This window comes from Paenibacillus sp. HW567, assembly GCF_000374185.1.
Taxonomy (GTDB): Bacteria; Bacillota; Bacilli; order Paenibacillales; family Paenibacillaceae; genus Paenibacillus_AQ.
This window is the reverse complement of the sequence record NZ_KB910518.1, coordinates 306,554-325,914: the sequence shown is the minus strand read 5'-3', so window position 1 is coordinate 325,914 and position 19,361 is coordinate 306,554. Positions and strand designations below refer to the sequence as shown.

General features: G+C 52.6%; 17 protein-coding genes. 5 read left to right on the top strand and 12 right to left on the bottom strand.

What is annotated here, in order from left to right:
* Nucleotides 1–479 precede the first annotated feature (479 nt).
* The 9 genes from zwf to B212_RS0101665 form a co-directional block, all read right to left on the bottom strand.
* The gene (gene zwf, locus B212_RS0101705; RefSeq protein WP_019908548.1) at nt 480–2,030 is read right to left on the bottom strand and encodes a glucose-6-phosphate dehydrogenase; all 1,551 of its coding nucleotides are present in this window, start codon (nt 2,028–2,030) and stop codon (nt 480–482) included.
* Nucleotides 2,031–2,328: 298 nt separating this feature from the next.
* Nucleotides 2,329–3,264: a YwmB family TATA-box binding protein gene (locus B212_RS0101700; protein ID WP_019908547.1), complete on the bottom strand. Its 936-nt coding sequence runs from the start codon at nt 3,262–3,264 to the stop codon at nt 2,329–2,331.
* Nucleotides 3,265–3,339: 75 nt separating this feature from the next.
* A complete protein-coding gene (locus B212_RS0101695) occupies nt 3,340–3,993 on the bottom strand; it encodes a response regulator (protein ID WP_019908545.1) in 654 nt (217 codons plus the stop codon).
* A gap of 15 nt (nt 3,994–4,008) precedes the next feature.
* Complete coding sequence (locus tag B212_RS30530; protein WP_019908542.1) at nt 4,009–5,043, bottom strand: histidine kinase; 1,035 nt, start codon at nt 5,041–5,043, stop codon at nt 4,009–4,011.
* 36 nt (nt 5,044–5,079) lie between these two features.
* Nucleotides 5,080–5,727, bottom strand: coding sequence for a cell wall-active antibiotics response protein LiaF (liaF, locus tag B212_RS0101685; RefSeq protein ID WP_019908541.1), 648 nt, complete (start codon nt 5,725–5,727; stop codon nt 5,080–5,082).
* Between the two features lie 189 nt (nt 5,728–5,916).
* Nucleotides 5,917–6,615 (bottom strand): PspA/IM30 family protein, encoded by a 699-nt coding sequence (locus B212_RS0101680; protein ID WP_019908540.1) that lies wholly within the window; start codon nt 6,613–6,615, stop codon nt 5,917–5,919.
* Nucleotides 6,616–6,618: 3 nt separating this feature from the next.
* Nucleotides 6,619–7,104, bottom strand: coding sequence for a PspC domain-containing protein (locus B212_RS0101675; protein ID WP_019908539.1), 486 nt, complete (start codon nt 7,102–7,104; stop codon nt 6,619–6,621).
* Nucleotides 7,105–7,108: 4 nt separating this feature from the next.
* Nucleotides 7,109–7,786, bottom strand: coding sequence for a PspA/IM30 family protein (locus B212_RS0101670; protein WP_019908538.1), 678 nt, complete (start codon nt 7,784–7,786; stop codon nt 7,109–7,111).
* 45 nt (nt 7,787–7,831) lie between these two features.
* On the bottom strand, nt 7,832–8,134 hold the full coding sequence (locus tag B212_RS0101665; protein ID WP_019908537.1) for a hypothetical protein: 303 nt from the start codon (nt 8,132–8,134) through the stop codon (nt 7,832–7,834).
* Between the two features lie 250 nt (nt 8,135–8,384).
* Here B212_RS0101665 and B212_RS0101660 point away from each other — a divergent pair, with 250 nt between their 5' ends.
* The 5 genes from B212_RS0101660 (at nt 8,385) to B212_RS0101640 (ending at nt 15,746) form a co-directional block, all read left to right on the top strand.
* The gene (locus B212_RS0101660; RefSeq protein WP_019908535.1) at nt 8,385–9,071 is read left to right on the top strand and encodes a response regulator transcription factor; all 687 of its coding nucleotides are present in this window, start codon (nt 8,385–8,387) and stop codon (nt 9,069–9,071) included.
* A complete protein-coding gene (locus B212_RS0101655) occupies nt 9,068–10,102 on the top strand; it encodes a sensor histidine kinase (protein WP_019908533.1) in 1,035 nt (344 codons plus the stop codon). Before B212_RS0101660 ends, B212_RS0101655 begins: the two co-directional genes overlap by 4 nt.
* Before the next feature lie 96 nt (nt 10,103–10,198).
* The gene (locus tag B212_RS0101650; protein WP_028530544.1) at nt 10,199–10,897 is read left to right on the top strand and encodes an ABC transporter ATP-binding protein; all 699 of its coding nucleotides are present in this window, start codon (nt 10,199–10,201) and stop codon (nt 10,895–10,897) included.
* The gene (locus tag B212_RS0101645) at nt 10,894–13,419 is read left to right on the top strand and encodes an FtsX-like permease family protein (RefSeq protein WP_028530543.1); all 2,526 of its coding nucleotides are present in this window, start codon (nt 10,894–10,896) and stop codon (nt 13,417–13,419) included. The genes B212_RS0101650 and B212_RS0101645 overlap by 4 nt, the downstream gene beginning before the upstream one ends.
* A gap of 134 nt (nt 13,420–13,553) precedes the next feature.
* Nucleotides 13,554–15,746, top strand: a complete 2,193-nt coding sequence (locus B212_RS0101640) for an alpha-galactosidase (RefSeq protein ID WP_019908530.1) — start codon at nt 13,554–13,556, stop codon at nt 15,744–15,746.
* A gap of 997 nt (nt 15,747–16,743) precedes the next feature.
* Here the strand turns inward: B212_RS0101640 and B212_RS32915 are convergent.
* Genes B212_RS32915 through B212_RS0101625 form a run of 3 tightly spaced genes read right to left on the bottom strand, consistent with a single transcriptional unit; the run spans nt 16,744 to nt 19,194 of the window.
* On the bottom strand, nt 16,744–17,691 hold the full coding sequence (locus B212_RS32915) for a helix-turn-helix domain-containing protein (protein ID WP_019908529.1): 948 nt from the start codon (nt 17,689–17,691) through the stop codon (nt 16,744–16,746).
* Nucleotides 17,692–17,719: 28 nt separating this feature from the next.
* Complete coding sequence (gene yedA / locus B212_RS30520) at nt 17,720–18,685, bottom strand: drug/metabolite exporter YedA (protein WP_051128150.1); 966 nt, start codon at nt 18,683–18,685, stop codon at nt 17,720–17,722.
* A 53-nt stretch (nt 18,686–18,738) separates the two neighbouring features.
* Nucleotides 18,739–19,194, bottom strand: a complete 456-nt coding sequence (locus B212_RS0101625) for an Lrp/AsnC family transcriptional regulator (RefSeq protein ID WP_232231458.1) — start codon at nt 19,192–19,194, stop codon at nt 18,739–18,741.
* Between the last annotated feature and the right edge of the window lie 167 nt (nt 19,195–19,361).

Here is a 19,361-nt window from a genome sequence, read left to right as displayed (position 1 = left end):
AAAAATTGTTACACAGATGCTTTAGCTTTTCTGCCGGACAAGCTCCTCTTTTCCATATAGATTCACAACTCTTTGAAAGAAGAACCTGCACATGTTAGGATATTTATGCAGTCTGCCTTTCAGGTGTGATTGCGCCTGAGAAGTGGCGTCGTTCTTTTGTCGGGATGCGCCGCTTCTTTTTATTTTTCTTTGGACAAAAGCAGCTTTACCCCATGTCTTATCGCCTCAGTTCGAGAAATGTTGTGCTTGGCACAATAAGCGCTCAAGGCTTCGTTCATCTCTTCATCAAAGCGCACTTTAATACTGAAATTCTTAGGGTTGTCTGCTTTTGGCACTCCGAAAAGTCAATTTCGTTATTGTGGGTGATTATGAGCAACTATGATGTCTTTAAGCCCTAAACCTTGGCCTCTACGCAAAAAATCCCCCTGCAACTGCTGCAGGGAGATTCACTTCACACCATATATCATTTACAGGCTTAACTAAGCGTTAACCTGCCATACCACATTGTCTTCATCCTGTCCGTTGACCGGCCACCAGTGGAAACCCTCCTTGGCCAGAAGCTCATCGGCTTCTACAGGACCCCAGGAACCGGCAGGATAAGAGGTCAAATCGCCTGGGCCTTCTTTCCAGGCATTGGCGATACGGTCCACGAAAGACCAGGCCGACGAGACTTCATCCCAGCGGGTAAAGTAGGTCGAATCGCCGCGTGCCGCATCATGCAGCAGACGCTCGTAGGCTTCAGGTGAGTTGATGCCGACCAGACAGCTCTGGCAGAAATCCATAGCGAGCGGCTGAATCTCCGACTCCGAGCCCGGCTTCTTGGCATTGATCTTCACATAGATGCCTTCCATTGGATTGACGCGGATAACGAGCAGGTTCGGCTCCAGCTTATGCTTTTGACCCAAATAAACGTTGGTCGGCATACCCTTGAACTCCACAACCACTTCCGTTGTCTTCACGGGGAGGCGTTTGCCGGTACGGATATAGAACGGAACACCCGCCCAGCGGAAATTATCCACAAATACACGCGCCGCAAAATACGTTTCGGTGTTTGATTCAGGATCAACCTTGTCCTCCTGGCGGTAAGCCGGGAGCGTCTTGCCTTTGTGCAGGCCTTGAGTATATTGTCCGCGAACCACGTTCTCACGGACCTCGTCAGAGGAGGCGTAAGGACGCAGCGAGCGCAGCACCTTCACCTTCTCGTCGCGGATATCTTCAGCGAGCAGACGGCTTGGCGGTTCCATAGCAATCATCGTCAGGAGCTGCAAAATATGGTTCTGCCCCATATCGCGCAGCGCTCCGGCATGATCATAATACCCGCCGCGTTCTTCCACACCGACGGTCTCGCCGAGAGTAATCTGAATGTTCGCAATGTGCTTATTGTTCCAGAGCGGCTCAAAGAACGCATTTGCAAAACGGATAACCTCAATGTTCTGCACCATTTCCTTGCCCAGGTAATGGTCAATCCGGTAAATTTCTTCTTCCTTGAACACCTGGCGAATCTGCTCGTTCAGTTGCTCAGCGGACTCCAGATTATAGCCGAACGGCTTCTCGATAACGAGACGGTTCCAGCCCCGGCTCTGCAGCATGCCGCCAGCCTTAAGGTTGAACGAGACACTGCCGAACAGCTCCGGTGCCAAGGCGAGGTAGAACATCCGGTTGCCCGGAATCTTGAACTTCTCCTCCAGCGCCTCCGTCTGCGCATTCAGCTCACGGAAGCCCTCAATATTGTTAATGTCCAAAGATTTGTATTCAAAATGCTGTACGAACTCATTCCATTCCGCATCATCGCCCGCCTGGTAACGGCAAAATTCATGAATGGACTCTTTCACGTCTTCGCGGAATTCATCTTGGGTACGGGGACGCCGAGCCACGCCAATTACCGCAAAATCACGGGTCAGCTTGCCTTCACGGTACAAACTGTAAATCGCCGGAAAAAGCTTACGCCGGGCTAGATCGCCGGTTGCCCCAAAGATAAAAAATACAGCTCCGGGTGTATGCAGTGCATCAAGGGTTTGATTTTCAGCCATGGCTCCTCATCTCTCTGTATGTAATATAGTTGACAATCATTCTCAACGTCAGTCAGTTGATAAAATACGTGCGACGACGTGATGTCATTTTATCATATCCGCGATAAGGATGCCATCACATTCCTGACAGTTTTTCTCGGGATTTCGTAAATTTCCATTACATTTTCTTATCCTTATGTGAGCTCCCGCTTATAGGACGTTAGAATTGCTGCTTACAACATATTATACCCCTATGAAAAAAGCTCCGCAACGCGGAGCCTGAATGCTGAGTTGTGCCTGCTATGAGCTTACCGTTTCATCAATACTCAATGGTGATCAAAGGAAATCCGAGCGTCATCCGATTTGTATTATTGTTGCCGTTCTTGTGAACAGCCACCTGGAGAGCAAGTCTATGGCTGCCGCTGCTAACGGTGCGTTCAAGGCTTGGCACACTATAGGAGCGGCTGTATGTAGACTCATCTTCATAGCTTTCTGCCACATTCATGCCGTGGAGCCGGACGCTAATGGATTGCTCTATCGAAAAAAGTGCAGCCTGAGGCTCACCTTGGTCCTTCGCAGTGCCCTGCAGGGAGGCATTCCACTCGGCGGCAATCCCCGCCTGAGCCAGCTCCCGTCCTGCTCTCACCGCAGCGGCCGGAAGCTCCGGCGACTTGAGCAGATCCGCCGTCTCCAGAGTTACAATCACATAGCTGCGCCCTTCTTCCAGCTCGCTCCAGAACAGCGAGACATGGGCACCGGCAAGCGTGGCAGCGGCACGCGAGGTCATATGCCCTTCTTCGTCAGCACGGCTGGCAGTACCAAGCCCGAGCTTCGCTGCAAGGCTCTGCGCGGCATCTCCAGCGGATGCGGCCCCGCTGTATTCGCCCTGCCATTTGAACACAAGGCGGAGCGGGGAACCGGGCAAGGCAGCATCGCTGCCGAGTGTGGTTAACAATGCTAGGGATTCTGAGGGCCCGGCTGCACTAGCGGTCTCTCTCGGGGCGGACTCCTGTGAGGGGACTTGCGCTGAAGCGGGAAGAGCAGCTTGACCGGCGGATGAAGCAACTGCTTGCGAGGAAGAAGCTTGCGCCGCAGACTCAGCGAAAGAATACTGCTGATCCGCAGCTATGGAAGCCGCTCCCATCATTGAACCCTGTGTTCCGGCACCCACGTTGCGGAACCCGGCCAGCAGAATGGCCGCCGTGCACAATCCAATCAGCAGCAGCGTTCCCTTGCTTGTCCCTCTGTTCTTCATTAACAATCTCCCTCTCTATCCGGTCTAGTAATCTACTAGACAGGATATCCAGAAAGAGAGATTATATACCTGCGGCTATTCCGCCAGTCCGTTCTTATATGCGTAAATTGCCGCCTGGGTCCGGTCCTCCACACCCAGCTTGGCGAGAATATTCGTAACATGAAATTTCACAGTCTTAATGCCAATAATAAGCTGATCGGCGATATCCTGATTGGATTTGCCTTGCGCCAGCAGCTTCAGTACCTCCATCTCGCGTTCGGTCAGCTCCTTGTAGGCCGGAGCTTCGCTGCCCTTGGCGCTGGAGCGGAAGCGGTTCATCATTTTGGAGGCCACCTGGGACTCCAGTACCGACTGGCCTCTTGCGGCAGCGCGGATCGCATCCGCAACCTCACTGGCCCGGGAGGTCTTCAGCAAATAGCTGAATGCCCCCGCTTCAATTACCGGGTACATCTTCTCATCATCCAAATAGCTGGTCAGCACAATCACTTTACAATCCGGGTACAGCTTGAGAAGCTGTCTTGTCGTTTCAATACCGTCCATGCCTTCCATAACCAAATCCATCAGTACCACATCAGGATTGTATTCCTGCGCGAGCCGTATCCCTTCTTCCCCGCTCCCGGCCTCGCCCACCACTTCGATTCCATCCTCGGTGCCAAGCACCGCGGCAAGTCCGATCCGGACCATTTCATGATCATCGACAAGCAGTACTTTTATCTCTTCCGTCTCCATGACTGTCCTCGCCTCCTATTCATTGACTAACGGTACGGTAATCTCAATCCGCATGCCCTTGCCGGGAGCAGTGATGAATTGGATCGAGCCCCCGGTCTCATTAATCCGCTCCTGCATATTGGACAAGCCATAGGAAGTCTGCTTGCTCTCATCCATCTCGAAGCCGATTCCGTCATCGCGCAGCGTGAGCCGGACAGTATCGCCACGGCGGTGCAGCCTGATCTCCATCTTCTCCGCCTTGGCATGGCGCAGTGTATTGGAGATGGCCTCTTGCACAATGCGGAACAAATGGTTCTCGACGCCCTTCAGCAACTGCACATCCGGGTCCATCTCGAACACGATATGAATCGGAACCTTGATCTCCAGCTCCTTGATCAGCTCCTGCAGCCCCTGCCGCAGCCCCTTGCCGTCCAGGTAGACCGGCCGCAGATGCAGCAGCAGCGCACGCATCTCGGACTGGGCAACCGCTGACATTTCCTCGATCAGCGCAATTTGCCGCTGCGCCTTATCAAAGTCCTTCTCCAGCGTCCGCCCCACCGCTGTCGCCGTCATCGAGATGGCGAACAACTGCTGAGATACGGCATCATGCAGCTCGCGCGCGAGGCGCTGCCGCTCCTCCATAATTGCCGATACGCGGGCCTGCTCGGCAAGCTTGGCGTTATTGGTGGACAGGCGCTGCAGCGTGTTCACCTGATTCTCCCATTTGCCGCTGATCCGGCCAAGCTGCTCGCTGAGCCTGCCAAGCTCATCATTGCCCAGCTCCGGCATAGACGGAGTCAGGTTGCCTTTCTCCCAAGAGACCAGCGTCGACCGCAGCCGCTCCAGCTTATGTTTGGTGCGGAAGCTCTGGTAGAAGCCAAAGACCGTCCCAAAAACCATCGGCAGCAGGATCAGCGTCACCGCTGTTCTTACGCCGATCTTCCAATCCTCAAAAGGCTGCAAATATCCGTATGTATACATAATATAGAGGATAACCAGCAGCATGACCAAGGAGAAAAGAGCCCCCTCGCCCATGCTGCGCGTCACCATGTTGCTGCTTTTTTTATCCATGCGGGAGCCCTCCTCCTTAGAACAAATGCCGGGCGGTCAATCCGACCGTACATCCAGGTCACCCATAATATAAGAAATGTTAATCTTCACCTTATGCTCACAGCTATCATAATTGGCAGATTTCCAGTTCAGCCGGTTCAGCATTCCCGTGTCGCGGTGGCTGCCGAATTCAATAGAACCGAACAGCACAAATGCCTCGATCTCCACTCCATAATTCTCAGACAGATGGAAATCCATATCTCCGAAGATCCCCTGGAACACCATCACCGTCTCCCGGTCCTCCGCCATCGCCAGCGACAGATCAACTTCCGCCTCGCCCAGCACATGCCAGGCGCTCAGGCTGCGCATCACCCACGGCGAAAGATCCCAGTCGAATCTGGAGGAGAAGCTCATCTTCTGCATAAACCCGCCCCTGCGCTGCATCCTTTTGGATTTGGCAAAAAACAACCCCAGAGAAATCAGACATACCGCCAGCACCAGCATCATGTGGTCCAGCAGCAGCAATACGGCGCCAACGCCCAGCAGCCTGTACCCCTGCTTCACCTTGCCTGACGTCGTCCGGTAAATCCCCAGCAGCAGGAGCAGAAGCGCGACAATGGAGAAAAATCCGAGCCATTTGCCAAATATCATCATACAGCCAATCCCGATCAGTCCGATGGCAAGCATCCGGTTCCGTTTATCCATATCGCACCTCCTATAAGTTTTGCGAAGCAAAACTGTCTTCGTAAGCATAAGCTACTGTCTTCGTAAGCAATTTTTATTCTGCACCTGTTGCCGCATCCCGCTACAAAAGCCATACCGGTATGGGAATCCATACCGTATGGCTTTGCTTTGTACAGCATATCATATCTGCCTGGTATTTAGGAACAGGCTTTAATCTTCTTTTTTGTCCAAGGATGGGGAAGCCGGAGCTCCGTTCAGCTTGCTCTTGAGTGCGGCGAGCTGCTCATCCACCTTCAGTTGCTTTTCGACGTCAACCGGTTTGGTATAAGAAGGGCTGTAAGGGGCGCGCATAACATCCGCTTCCGCTTCAAGCTGCATAATTTTCTCTTCCATGCGGTGGAAGCCGAGCGATGCGCTGCCGCTTTCGATGGCATGAACGCTGCTGATTTGCGACATTTGCTTCTTGGCCTTAGCCATTTGAGCCCGGGATACCAGCTCGTTGCGTTTGTTGCGCAGCTTGTAGAACTCATCCTTCATGTCATGTAGCTGCTGTACCAATTCCTTGGCCTGAGCCTCTGCCTGAGCGTGAAGCTCGCTGTATTCGGTGAACTTCTGGTCGAAGTAGATCTTTTCTTCCAGCAGCTTGCGGGTAACTTCCTCCTGGCCATTCTTCAGCGCCAGCTCAGCCTGTGCCGCACGTTGTCCGGATACCTTGGCTGCTTCCTCTACACGCTGCTTCATGCGCCGCTCATTAGCCATCTGCTTCGCTACGGTTACCTCAGCTTCGTGAATTTCAGCCTCCATATCGCGCAGATATTGGTTCAGCATTACGATTGGGTCCTCTACCTTATCCAGCAGGTCATTAACCGACGCCTTTGTCATATCCTTAATCCGTTGAAATACTCCCATAATTTACACTTCTCCCTTCTCGTATTTAGCAAGTTTTTGTTTGAGCTCTTCGACTTCTTTTTGCAGGGCCTTCTTCTCAATATCTTTCATCATGGCATCCAGACCGGAGTCCTGTGCCGGATTAGCATTAGCTTTGTCATAACCGGGGTTATAGCCCGGCTGGCCGCCATAGGGGCCGTAACTTCCCTGTCCGTAAGGACCCTGAGGGCCTTGAGGGCCCCGTCCATGCTCAGGTCTGCCCGAGTAGGGTCCGCCATAAGGTCCGCCCGGCGCTCCGGGCCCGGGTCCGAAAGGATTATACTGGGTAGGCTCCTTGGGAATAACAATCGCGGCGATGAAGTATACCAGAATTGTGGCCCCGCCGGTAAAAGGAATACTGACCAGCAGCAGAATCCGAAACAGTGTGGAGTCAATACCGAGCGTCTCGGACAATCCGCCAGCCAGCCCTGTCATCACCTTGTCACGGGTGGAACGATACAATCGGGTCATAGTCCTACTCCTTTCCATCGTTGTTCAGCTTCTCCTTCAGCCTGGCCATTTCTCTCTCCAGGATAGTGGCCACCGTTTCTCCGGCCTGCAGTGCGTATTCCTGTCCCATGCGGCGCAAATCGCGCAGGCTGTTCGCTTCCAGCTCCCAATCCGTCATCCGGTCTTCCAGCCGGCCGAACATCTTGGGAACGTCACCGCCATTGCCGTAAGCAGTGGCTCTTTGGTTCATGCGCTGCTGCAGCCGCAGCGATTCCATCCGTGCTGCATAATACTGGCGTTTGCTGTACACGGTCTGATACTCTAATTTTAGCTCGTTAAGCTGGCCTTCAAGCTCGAACAGTGATTGCTGGCTCTGCTCCAGCAGACCGCTGTACTGCTCCAGCTTTTCCTCGTGAATGATCTTCTCCTGCAGCGCCAGCTTAGCCAGATGATCCTCGCCTGCCTTCAGCGCCAGCAGTGCCTGCTCTTCACGCTTATTTTTCATTGCTGTCGCCTGATTTACCTGTTGTTGCAACTGCTTCGTATGCGCTGCATACTGCTGGTACAGCCTCTCGGCCTCGGCGATTTCCTCACGGGTTGAATGTAGAAATTGATCAATCAGCTTCACCGGGTCCTGGCTCTGCTCCAGTCGTTCATTCAAGTTAGCTACGGTAATATCTCTCATGCGGCGAAAAACACTCATGATTTCCTGCTCCCTCCCTGCTTCTAAATAAGTAATTTCCAAACATTAATATGTTCTGTTGCTCTTGCCCTTCAGCACCGAGATACCCCAAACCACCAGCGCGATACCGAGCAGCGGTCCGATGATCCAGGAAAGCTTGGCGATCAGGGACATAACACCGATGAACATTACCACCCAACCGATAATTTTGCGTCCGCTTTTGATTCCGTAGTATCCGAGAACAACCAGCAATATCGGGAACAGCAGTCTGAACACTCCGTGGATCAAAGGAAGGGCAATCCCCATCAGCATAATCGCTCCAAGCACGATCAGGATGATCGCAAGTCCGTTACCTTGTCTTCTTTGCATTTTTTCTCACCGCCTTTCGTTAACCTTGAACCTTATAGCCTTATTCTAGGGTAATCCGCAGACTTTCAAAACAGACCGGGGACGGTTTTATGTACTGGACCTTAGTCGGGGAGGCTCTGCGACCGCAGACTACCGGGCACTGGACCGGGTTCGTATTGGCTGTTCAAGCTGCGTTATTGCTGTGTATAATTATTCCAGCACACCTGATAAGGCTGTAACAGCATCTCGAAGAACGAAGGAGCCTGAAGTCATGACAAGATTATTGATCGTCGAAGACGACCGCAGTCTCAATAAGGGGATTGCCCTCACCCTGTCCCATAATGATCTGCATATCGAACAAGCCTATGACATTGCCACTGCAGAGCAAATCGTCTCCTCACAGAAAATTGACCTGATTATTCTTGATATCAATCTCCCGGACGGAAGCGGACTGGATTACTGTGAAAAGCTTCGCAGCTCCTCCCAGGTGCCCATCATTTTTTTGACAGCCAACGACATGGAGCCTGATATTGTTACAGGATTTGAGCTGGGAGGGGATGACTACATCACCAAGCCGTTCAGCCTTATGGTTCTGCGGGCAAGAGTGATGGCTGTTCTTAAAAGAGCGGCTTCCCCCAGCGGTAACAAGATTACGCTCGGACCCCTGAGCTTTGATTTTGCAAAGATGGAGTATTATAAGAACTCACAGCCCTTGCTCCTTAGCAGAACGGAACAGAAGCTCCTGAAAATCCTGGTGTCGAATCCCGGAAATATTCTGGACAGAGAGCAGCTCATCCACAAAATCTGGTCCCAGGAGGCGGACTTTGTGGATGAGAATGCACTTACAGTAGCGGTTAAACGGCTGCGGGCCAAGATTGAAGATGATCCTTCTGCTCCGAATTATATAAAAACGGTCTACGGTCTCGGGTATATGTGGTCGGAAAGGCAGCATCCATGAAGAAAAGCCGGCAGGTACAACGTTCCAAGGGGATCAATCTGATGTTCTCCGCATTATTCGTTACGCTGGTCTTGGGATATGCGGCGGCAGCCACTATTCTGGGGGGAACGGCCCCCGCCTTCCTTCGGCTCACCTTGCTCTTTGCAGTCACGATGCTGATCTTGGGCGGGGCATGGAACTGGTCGCTACGAAGTCAAATTACAGCCTTTATGGAAACTATGGACGAAATGATAGATGGAGCTATTCAAGGCAGGAAGCCCGCGACTCCCTTCGAGGAAACCGCCCTCTCTTCAATGGAACATAAGTTAATGCGGTACATAGAGATCTCCAGAGCGAGCGGCTTGAGCCTGGAAACCGAGAAGAACAACATGAAAGAATTAATCTCCGATATTTCCCATCAGACCAAAACTCCCCTCTCCAATATTATGCTGTACAGCCAACTGCTTGCCGAGAGGCCTGAAGGCTCCGAAGACACCCGGTTTATGGTGGAGCAGATTCAATCTCAATCGGAGAAGCTCGAATGGCTCATCTCTTCTTTGGTTAAGCTGTCGCGGCTGGAGTCGGGCATGATTACTCTGAGCAGCAAGGCGAACTCCGTAGTACGGACGGTAAATAGAGCTGTAGCCCAAGTTCACACCCGTGCAGAGAGCAAGCAAATCTCCATTCATGTGAACTGTGACCCGCTGATCAAAGCCCGGCACGATTTGCCGTGGACGGGTGAAGCCTTGTTCAACCTGCTGGAGAACTCCGTGAAATATACCAGATCAGGCGGCAGTATAACCATTCAGGCGGCAAGCAATGAAATGTTCACCCGCATTGATATTTCAGACTCCGGAATTGGAATTCCCGAAGATGAGCTGGAGCATATTTTCAAACGTTTCTACCGCGGGCAGGCGGCACGCGAATATGAAGGCGTCGGTATCGGGTTGTTTTTGGCGCGAAAAATCATTACTCTGCAGGGAGGTTTTATTACTGCTGCATCCGAATCCGGCAAAGGTACGGTCATCTCCATTTTTCTGCCGCAGCTCTAAATGTGTCATTACTGTCAGATTTCAGACACGGCCCAGTTAGAATCATCTGCTATCTTGGGAGGGTAAAACAACAGATACTGGAGGGATCGACAACTAATGCCCCTATTAAAAATGGAAAATTTGAAGAAGCACTACGGAAAAGGCACGCGGACGGTCAAAGCCCTGGATGATGTATCCCTTAGCGTGGAGAAAGGAGAATTTGTTGCTATTGTCGGCACCAGCGGCAGCGGAAAAAGTACCCTGCTGCACATGCTCGGCGGTTTGGACCGGGCTACGGAAGGCAAGGTGTATGTGGATGGGAATGATATTTTTACGATGAGCGATGAGAAGCTAACGATTTTCAGACGCCGGTCCGTTGGCTTTGTGTTCCAGAGCTATAATCTGGTTCCCATTCTAAATGTACTGGAAAATATTCTGCTGCCCCTGGAGCTTGACGGCGGCAAGATAGATCAGGGATACCTGGATCAAGTCATTCGGGCTTTGGGGCTTCAGGACAAAATCCACAGTCTGCCCTCCAACCTCTCAGGGGGACAGCAGCAGCGTGTCGCTATTGCCCGGGCACTCGCTACCAAGCCTTCTATTATCCTTGCTGATGAGCCCACCGGCAATCTGGACAGCAAAACCAGCCAGGAAGTGCTTATTTTGCTGAAACAAATGAGTGAGAAATTCAACCAGACGATTGTAATGATTACTCATAACGAGAATATCGCCCAGACCGCCGACCGGATCATTCGAATCGAAGATGGCAGAATCGTATCCGGCAGCTCGCCTGCCCCCGGAGCAAGCCCGCTATGATAGAGACCAATAATCGAAAAATGGTGTACCGTCTTTCACTGAAAAGCCTTAGAGCAAATCCAATACGAAATTTGGCCGTCATGTGTGCCGTTATTTTGACTACCCTGTTAATTACTTCGGTCTTCACGATGGTCATGAGTCTCAATAAGTCTATGGAACTGGCACAGATGAAAACAGTGGGCACTGATTTCCACGGCGGCTTCAAATATTTAACTCCGGCCCAGGTTGAAATTCTTAAGAAACACCCCTCAATAAGGGAATATGGCATTTCGCTTAACGCGGGTGAAATCATCAATCCGGTGTTCAAGGATAGTCGGGTAGAGGTCAAGCGGATCGACAGCAGCTATGCGAAACACGGATTTATCCAATTCATTGCAGGCGGGCTGCCTGCCGCCGAGAATGAGCTTGTCCTTAATACCTGGGCGATGGACAAGCTTGGAATCAAGCATGCGCTCGGCGAGAAGGTATCCCTCGACATTGATACGAACGAGCGGGTCATCCGGCAGGATTTTGTCATTTCAGGCTTCTATGAAGCAGATGCGCATTTGGCGCTTGCAGGACTGGCGTTTGTCTCGGATGCCTTTGTAAAGAAGAACCTGGCCTCTATCGACCCGGTCCTGTCCAAAGCCAGCAACTCCTACGTGAACACCTCCGAGCTGTCGGTGATGTTCAACAACGCTGTCGATATCGAGCAAAAACTCAATAAGGTACTCAAGGATACAGGTCTCGACGTACCGTACGGGGTGAACTGGGCATACAGCACCTCTTCACTTTCGGAGAATATCCTCTCCTTAATCCCTTATCTGGCTGTCGTGTTCATCATCATGCTTAGCGGATATTTGCTCATTTATAATATTTTCTACATATCCGTTGTACGGGATGTGAAGTTCTATGGACTGCTGAAGGCGATTGGGGCAACTCCCAAACAGCTTAAACGGATGATTGGCATTCAGGCGCAGCTCCTGTACATTGCAGCCTTGCCTGTTGGCCTGGCTTCAGGGTACTTTATTGGACGATTGCTGGTCCCCATGCTTAGCACTCTATCCAGTGAGCCGGTTGAGCCTTCCTATTCGGCCAGTCCATGGATTTTTGCCGGAGCGGCTGTGTTCTCTTATCTCACGGTGTGGATCGCCGCGAACAAGCCTGGCCGGATGGCCGCACGGATTGCTCCGGTAGAAGCGGTCAAATTCACGGGACTCAGCAGCGGACGCCGGATTCACAAACGCTCGAAGCGCGGGGCGAAGCTGTACAGCATGGCTTTTTCCAACCTGTTCCGGAATAAAAAAAAGCTGTTCCTGATGCTGACCTCTCTATCCTTAAGCATTGTCCTGTTCAGTATTATCTTTACTGTGATTTCCTCGCTGAATGTCAATAAGTACCTGTCTTCTTTTATTAATGGTGATTTAGTAATCAATAATACTGCAATTGCCACGCGGGGGGAACGGGAGGGCGATCCTTATAGTCTCTCGGCGGAAGTCCGAAGCAAGTTGAGCAAGATTGACGGAGTCGAGAGTGTGGACAATGTGTATTATAATACCGATCTGTATCCTATTGACGCTAACATCCGTGCCGTTCTAGAGCCACTGACCACAGTCCCCAAACCTGACCCCCTTATCGCGTCCACAATAAAAGAAGATTTCATTTGGCTTAATCTGTATGGGATAGATCCCGGCTGGTATGATTTGGTGCAAAAGGATGTGATAGAGGGCACTTTTGATAAACAAAAGTTCGACTCCGGCAGCTACGTGCTGATCACGGAATCGCTGGTTACGCCTGAAGAAAATACAGTGTACTACCATCCCGGTGACCTTATTCAATATGGCAGCCTTGGAAAGAGCTACGAGGTACTGGCCGTGTTGAAGTATAATGCCCTGTATGCCGCAACAACAAAATCTTTCTCAGCCAACGGCTACAATGCCTTCTTCCCTTCTTCGGAATTGGACAGGGCTCTGCCATCAAAAAGCAAGCCGTCTATGGCCTTATCCGCAACGCTTCATGTGGACTCGTCCAAGCTGGACAGTGTAGCTCAAACAGTGAAGGGTCTAACATCCGCTACAAATGATCTGGTATACAAATCAAGAGCGGATTACAGAGATGAGCTGGGCGGATTTATTCGTATTTTTCAAACAGTCGGATATGGGCTTAGCTTTGTAATCGCATTGATTGGAATAGTCAACTATATCAATACCGTGCTGACCGGGGTGATAAGCCGCAGGAACGAATTTGCGCTGCTGGAGAGCATCGGGATGACCAAACGCCAGTTGAAAAGGGTACTGATCTATGAAGGAATGTACAATGTGCTGTTCACAGCAGCCATTACTTCCAGCCTGGGTGTATTTTTGACCTACAATATTTCCAAGAGCATAGCAGACAACATCGCGTTCACTGTATTCCATATGGGCTGGCTGCCATTTATTCTGGTCATTCCGCTGCTTGGGATTATTGCTTTTACGGTCACTCTGAGCTCTTATCGTATGCTGGCCAAAGCTACTATCGTGGAAAGATTACGGCAAGTGGAATAATCCTGTTCAGTAAAAAGACGACATTCGTCCATATGGACTCTGCTTTTCTCCATACGCTTGGCTGCGGAACGGACTTATAATGAGGCTGTCTCTCCATATTACGCTTACACAGCATATTTCAGGAGGTTGTTACCTTGTCCATTATGTACGATGCCAAGCATCAAATCTTTCATCTGCAAACCGTAAATACCAGCTATATATTCGGCCTTGTGCGCGGCGCTTACCCTGTACATCTGCATTGGGGTCAAAAAATCCGCAGCTCCGCCGTTTCCGACCTCTTCGGTCCCGGAGCGATGGGCTTCAGCAGCACCGTTGATCCCAAGGAGCCTGCGTTCTCCCTGGACACGCTGCCTCAGGAATATCCGGGGTATGGCTCTGGCGACTTCCGGGAGCCTGCTTATGTAGCGGAGCTGACGAATGGCACTACGGTGACAGAGCTAACTTATGTATCCCATAGCATCGTCAAAGGAAAACCGGCGCTTGAAGGGCTGCCCGCCGTGTACGCCGAAAGCGCTGAAGAAGCGGAAACGCTGCTGCTGGTGCTGGAGGATACCGCCGCAGGCCTGCGCGCCGAGCTGTCCTACACGGTAATGCACGGCTTCGACGCCATTATCCGCTCCGCGCGGCTGACCAATACGGGAAGCGGCGCGCTTAAGCTGAACCGTGCCTTGTCGGCAGCGCTCGACTTCCCGCACGACAACTACGAGCTGATCCAGTTGTCCGGGTCCTGGGCCCGGGAGCGCCATCTGGTCCGCGCCCCGCTGCACAGCGGCCGGCAGGGCATCGACAGCAAACGCGGAGCAAGCAGCCATCAGCAGAATCCGTTCCTCGCCCTCCTCTCTCCGCAGACCGGGGAAGAGAGCGGCGAGGCCTACGGCTTCAGCCTGGTCTACAGCGGCAGCTTCAGCGCGCATGCCGATGTGGATCAGTACGGCACTACCCGGGTGACTATGGGGATCAATCCGTTCGGCTTCCGCTGGCTGCTTGCGCCGGGCGAGAGCTTCCAGACGCCGGAAGCGGTGCTGGTCTACTCGAACCAGGGCATCGGCGGCATGTCCCGGACGTATCACCGGCTGTACCGGACCCGGCTGGCAAGGGGACTCTACCGCGACGAGCCGCGTCCGGTGCTGATCAACAACTGGGAGGCCACCTATTTCGGCTTCGATGCAGATAAAATCGAGGACATCGCCCGTGCCGGAGGAGAGCTTGGCATCGAGCTGTTCGTGCTCGACGACGGCTGGTTTGGCCGCCGCGACGACGATACCACATCGCTGGGCGACTGGTTCGTGGATCAGCGCAAGCTGCCGCAGGGCTTGCCTGATCTGGTGGAGCGTGTCCGGCGGCTCGGCATGCAGTTCGGCCTATGGTTCGAGCCGGAGATGATTTCCCCGGACAGCGAGCTGTACCGTGCCCATCCCGACTGGTGCCTGCACGTGCCGGACCGCAGACGCAGCCAGTCCCGCAACCAGCTCATTCTCGACCTCTCACGCCAGGAGGTCTGCGATTATATTGTTCAAGCGGTCAGCAGCGTACTGGCTTCGGCTCCGATTACCTATGTCAAATGGGATATGAACCGCCATATGACCGAGATCGGTTCAGCCGCTCTGCCGCCCGAGCGCCAGGGCGAAACAGCCCACCGCTATATGCTTGGGCTGTACCGGGTAATGGAGGAAATCACCTCCGCATTTCCGCATGTGCTGTTCGAAAGCTGCTCCGGCGGCGGCGGCAGGTTCGATCCGGGCATTCTCCATTACATGCCGCAGACCTGGACCAGCGATAACACGGATGCCGTCGAGCGCCTGAAGATCCAGTACGGCACCAGCATCGTCTACCCTGCCAGCAGCATGGGTTCGCATGTCTCTGCGGTGCCGAACCACCAGGTTCACCGCAGTACCCCGCTCTCCATGCGCGGCGATGTTGCGATGTCCGGCAACTTCGGCTACGAGCTGGACCTGACCCGGTTCACGCCTGAGGAACAGGCCGAAGCTGCTGCACAGGTCGCCTTCTACAAGGAGATCCGCTCCCTTGTCCAGCAGGGCGACATGTACCGGCTGCTCTCGCCGTTCGAGGGCAACGAAACGGCCTGGATGTTCGTGGCGGCAGACCGTTCCGAGGCTCTGGCCGGATACTTCCGCGTCCTGGCCGGACCGAACACCAGCCGCCCGCGCCTGCGCCTTCAAGGGCTGGACCCGGAGAAGGACTATGTGCTGAAGGAGACCGGCGCTGTATACGGAGGCGACCGGCTGATGTACGCCGGACTGCTCCTGCCGGAGCTGCACGGCGATTTCCAGAGCAAGCTGTTCCACTTCGCCGCTGTGGAAGAATAGCACAGCAGCAGCAGTTCTAAATCTGCGAACTAGAGCGGAGCCTTTGTGGTTTGGGGGGAGAGGGATTCGTCGATATCCATCCTCCTGTTCCTTACGGACCGTGAGGCCCTTATTTTCCCGAAAGGGATACATTTAGCCGGGCTAACGGACGGTAAAGCCCTTATTGCCTCTTCGGCAGGCATATTTGGGGTGATTGTCCGCCCATAAAGGCGCTGGAGTCCGTTGACTTACGGAAAGATGACTTCCCGAAGAAATAAGGACTGCTCTGTCCGTTACAAACGGGCGGACTCTTCCGATCAGGAGATGACTTTGTTGGCGGGACTGACACGCTTGCACCAATCTCTACACCCTATTCCATTTGGCAGAGCAAAGATTGAATTCCATCATTTAAATTCTGACAATATAGTAGTCCAGCATCAGAACCAAATCTGTGGGTGAGGTCATACACAGGGGGGGTGAAGAGAAACCGCAGCAGCAAAGTCGGCTCCTTGCGGACCTGAGAGCCGTTATTTTCAAAAAAACGCCACTTGTTGCGGCTTAACGGACCGACGGGCGCTTAGGGTCTCTCCAAGGAACGATTAGGCGCGGAATATTCGATCATAAGGCCTGTGATGTCCGTAACTTCCCCAAGCCGTGACTCTCATCCGAATTAAGAGCACCATAGTCCGTAACGCCGAGCCACACGCCAATTTATGAGCGAACCCCGTCTGGGAACGGGTACACCTGAGGGAGGATTCCAAGTGGAAAAAGTAAACTTAATTCCCCCCGTTCCCCTCTCACACCAGCGCTTGTTGGAAAAAGGTCACTTAATCCGGCCAATTCGTACGAAAACAGGCAAGCTGGCTTGTATTAAGTTTACTAATTCAACTAACGCTGCTGCAGAACGGCTTTTGAGTAAAATTAGGTCTACTAATTCCATTTCACTCCCTTGCTGCTCCCGCAGACCATGAAGAACAGGCCCACGCAAACAGCGTGGGCCTGCACATTCAGATGATATTCATTTAGCAAACGGTTGGGCTCCCGATTCGCGGAGTATTCCTTCGCGGAGATATGGAGCGAGCGGCAGCAGCGCTTTGACTCCTTCTTTGGCAAGAATCTGCTGGGCCAGTTGTTCCAGTGTCTCCTCGCGGAGATACGGAGCGAATGGCAGCAGCGCTTTGACTCCTTCTTCGGTAAAGACCTGCTTGGCGAGCTCATCCAGCGTCTCCTCGCGGAGATACGGAGCGAATGACAGCAGCGCTTTTGCTCCTTCTTTGGAGAGGACCTGCTCGGCGAGTTCGTCCAGCGTCTCCTCGCTGAGATATGGAGCGAATGGCAGCAGCGCTTTTGCTCCTTCTTTGGAGAGGACCTGCTGGGCCAGTTCGTCCAGCGTCTCCTCGCTGAGATATGGAGCGAATGGCAGCAGCGCTTTTGCTCCTTCTTTGGGGAGGACCTGCTGGGCCAGTTCGTCCAGCGTCTCTTCGCTGAGATATGGGGCCAGTGGCAGCAGCGCTCCTGCGCCTTCTTTTTCAAAAGCCTGCTTGGCGCATTCATCCAGCGTCTCCTCACTGAGATAAGGAGCAAGTGCGATAAGATCGCTGACAGCCGCACTCTCTTTTACATACTCAAACGCCTCGCCAATCTGCTCTAATTGAAGTAAAGGCGCAACCTCCGAAAGCTCTTCGGCGGATACGGCATTCTGTTGAAAATAGTCCTCCGTGTTGTTGTCCAGCACACTCCCGATGAATTGACTCCCCTTCCCTTCACCCAGAATCTCGTCAATACCGACATTAAAGATTTCCGCCAGCTCCGGGAGCTTGGAGATATCAGGCATGCTTGCGCCTCTCTCCCAATTACTGACCGCCTGATAGCTGATCCCCAGCTTGTCCGCGAGCCCCATTTGCGTAAGCCCTGCGTTTCCTCTTAATCTCACGATATTTCTGCCTACCATTTGCATATCAAACATTGCTTCCACCCCTTCGGCTGTGATGACCTCAGTGTATCGACTGCTGCTGATTTTGTATATCAAGCGCTGCTTGAGTTGCTGTCTTTTGCGGCCTGCTGCGGAAAATGGTTACCAAAACTACGGCAGCAATAATGATAACGGCAGCGGTCAGGGTGTTCACGGTAAGTTGTTCGCCCGCCAGCAGCCAGCCAAGGAACACAGCGACCACCGGATTGACGAAGGCATAGGTCGAAACCAGTGTAGGATCGGCGTTCTTGAGCAGCCAAATGTAGGCCGTGTACCCAACGATGGAGCCAAAGATTATCAGATAACCCAGAGCAGTGTATGAGCGAAGGGAGATTGACGGGATATCCAGCTTGGACCAGTCCCCGGTAAAATAGGAAAAGACGATCAGGAGCACACCTCCCGTCAGCATCTGAGCCGCCGTAGACATGAGCGGGGAATCCGGCATTTGGGCGCTGCGCGAGTACATGGAACCCGCAGCCCAGCTCAGGGAGGCCGCAAGCAAGGTGATAATTCCGATCATGTCGGTAGCGGTCCCGCTCTCTTTTCCCGGTTGGAGGACCAGTACGGCGATGCCCAGCAGACCCAGTACAATCCCGGCGATGATGCCGGTATTTGGACGTTTGCCGCCGCGGCCGAACCAGCCGAACAGCATCATCCAGACGGGAACAGCAGCGACGATCAGAGACGCAATGGACGAGGATACCCGCTGCTCCGACCAGGCCACCATCCCGTTGCCGCCAAGCAGCAGCAGCGCTCCGACAATTGCCGAAGACCTCCATTCACGTCCTGAAGGGCGTTTGGCACCGCTTAATCTTGAAATTACATACAGAACGACTCCCGCTGTAAAAAAGCGCACCCCTGCCATAAGAAACGGCGGCATCGTCTCAATCGCGAGCTTCATGCCGACATAGGTTCCTCCCCAAAATACATAAACGGATAGTAACGCAATGCCAACCCCATACATCGCATTAGCATTCTTTGGTCTCATGCTCCACCATTCTCTCATATAAAATATGTATAACCGGTAAACTCCAACGTCTGCTAGATGTCCTTGATACCCTCTTCATATATAGTAGACAAAATAAAAGTGGTCGAGGTTTCCTTGATGCCCTCAAACCGGAGAATTTCATCCAGCAACAGCGTAAGCTGGTCGGGTGAGGTCACTCTGACTTTGAGCAGCATGCACCACTCTCCCGCCAGCCGCTGGCATTCTATAATGGTCACTCCCGGGATTTGAATGCCGATGATCTTGCCCGCCGTTTCCTTGAAGCTCTGGCTGACCACCTTCACCGAGATCATGACTTTGATTTTCTGGTCCAGCTTGCCCCAGTCCACAACCGCCTTGTAGCCTTTGATGACTCCGTTCTTCTCCAGCTTGCCTACTCTTTGATGCACCGTGGGCCGCGAGATATGCAGCAGCTTGCCGATCTCTTCATGGGACAATCTCCCGTTCTCTTCGAGCAGCTTTAGAATTTTGATATCCAATTCATCCATCATACCGCCTCCTGGGCAAATTATATCATGTACTATTTCATTTTTAACTAACCGTTATAGACTTGGCTATTATTTAAAACGAAACGTAGTCTCAACGTTCAGTTATTTACACAATCGTTATAAACATGACCGGAAGCCGACTTGAAAATAACGAATCGTAAGCTGCTTTT

Bases quoted from the DNA above. Each gene is read 5' to 3' on its own strand.
- zwf (WP_019908548.1), bottom strand. From the start codon at position 2,030: ATGGCTGAAAATCAAACCCTTGATGCACTGCATACACCCGGAGCTGTA.
- B212_RS0101700 (WP_019908547.1), bottom strand. From the start codon at position 3,264: ATGAAGAACAGAGGGACAAGCAAGGGAACGCTGCTGCTGATTGGATTG.
- B212_RS0101695 (WP_019908545.1), bottom strand. From the start codon at position 3,993: ATGGAGACGGAAGAGATAAAAGTACTGCTTGTCGATGATCATGAAATG.
- B212_RS30530 (WP_019908542.1), bottom strand. From the start codon at position 5,043: ATGGATAAAAAAAGCAGCAACATGGTGACGCGCAGCATGGGCGAGGGG.
- liaF (WP_019908541.1), bottom strand. From the start codon at position 5,727: ATGGATAAACGGAACCGGATGCTTGCCATCGGACTGATCGGGATTGGC.
- B212_RS0101680 (WP_019908540.1), bottom strand. From the start codon at position 6,615: ATGGGAGTATTTCAACGGATTAAGGATATGACAAAGGCGTCGGTTAAT.
- B212_RS0101675 (WP_019908539.1), bottom strand. From the start codon at position 7,104: ATGACCCGATTGTATCGTTCCACCCGTGACAAGGTGATGACAGGGCTG.
- B212_RS0101670 (WP_019908538.1), bottom strand. From the start codon at position 7,786: ATGAGTGTTTTTCGCCGCATGAGAGATATTACCGTAGCTAACTTGAAT.
- B212_RS0101665 (WP_019908537.1), bottom strand. From the start codon at position 8,134: ATGCAAAGAAGACAAGGTAACGGACTTGCGATCATCCTGATCGTGCTT.
- B212_RS0101660 (WP_019908535.1), top strand. From the start codon at position 8,385: ATGACAAGATTATTGATCGTCGAAGACGACCGCAGTCTCAATAAGGGG.
- B212_RS0101655 (WP_019908533.1), top strand. From the start codon at position 9,068: ATGAAGAAAAGCCGGCAGGTACAACGTTCCAAGGGGATCAATCTGATG.
- B212_RS0101650 (WP_028530544.1), top strand. From the start codon at position 10,199: ATGCCCCTATTAAAAATGGAAAATTTGAAGAAGCACTACGGAAAAGGC.
- B212_RS0101645 (WP_028530543.1), top strand. From the start codon at position 10,894: ATGATAGAGACCAATAATCGAAAAATGGTGTACCGTCTTTCACTGAAA.
- B212_RS32915 (WP_019908529.1), bottom strand. From the start codon at position 17,691: ATGTTTGATATGCAAATGGTAGGCAGAAATATCGTGAGATTAAGAGGA.
- yedA (WP_051128150.1), bottom strand. From the start codon at position 18,685: ATGAGACCAAAGAATGCTAATGCGATGTATGGGGTTGGCATTGCGTTA.
- B212_RS0101625 (WP_232231458.1), bottom strand. From the start codon at position 19,194: ATGATGGATGAATTGGATATCAAAATTCTAAAGCTGCTCGAAGAGAAC.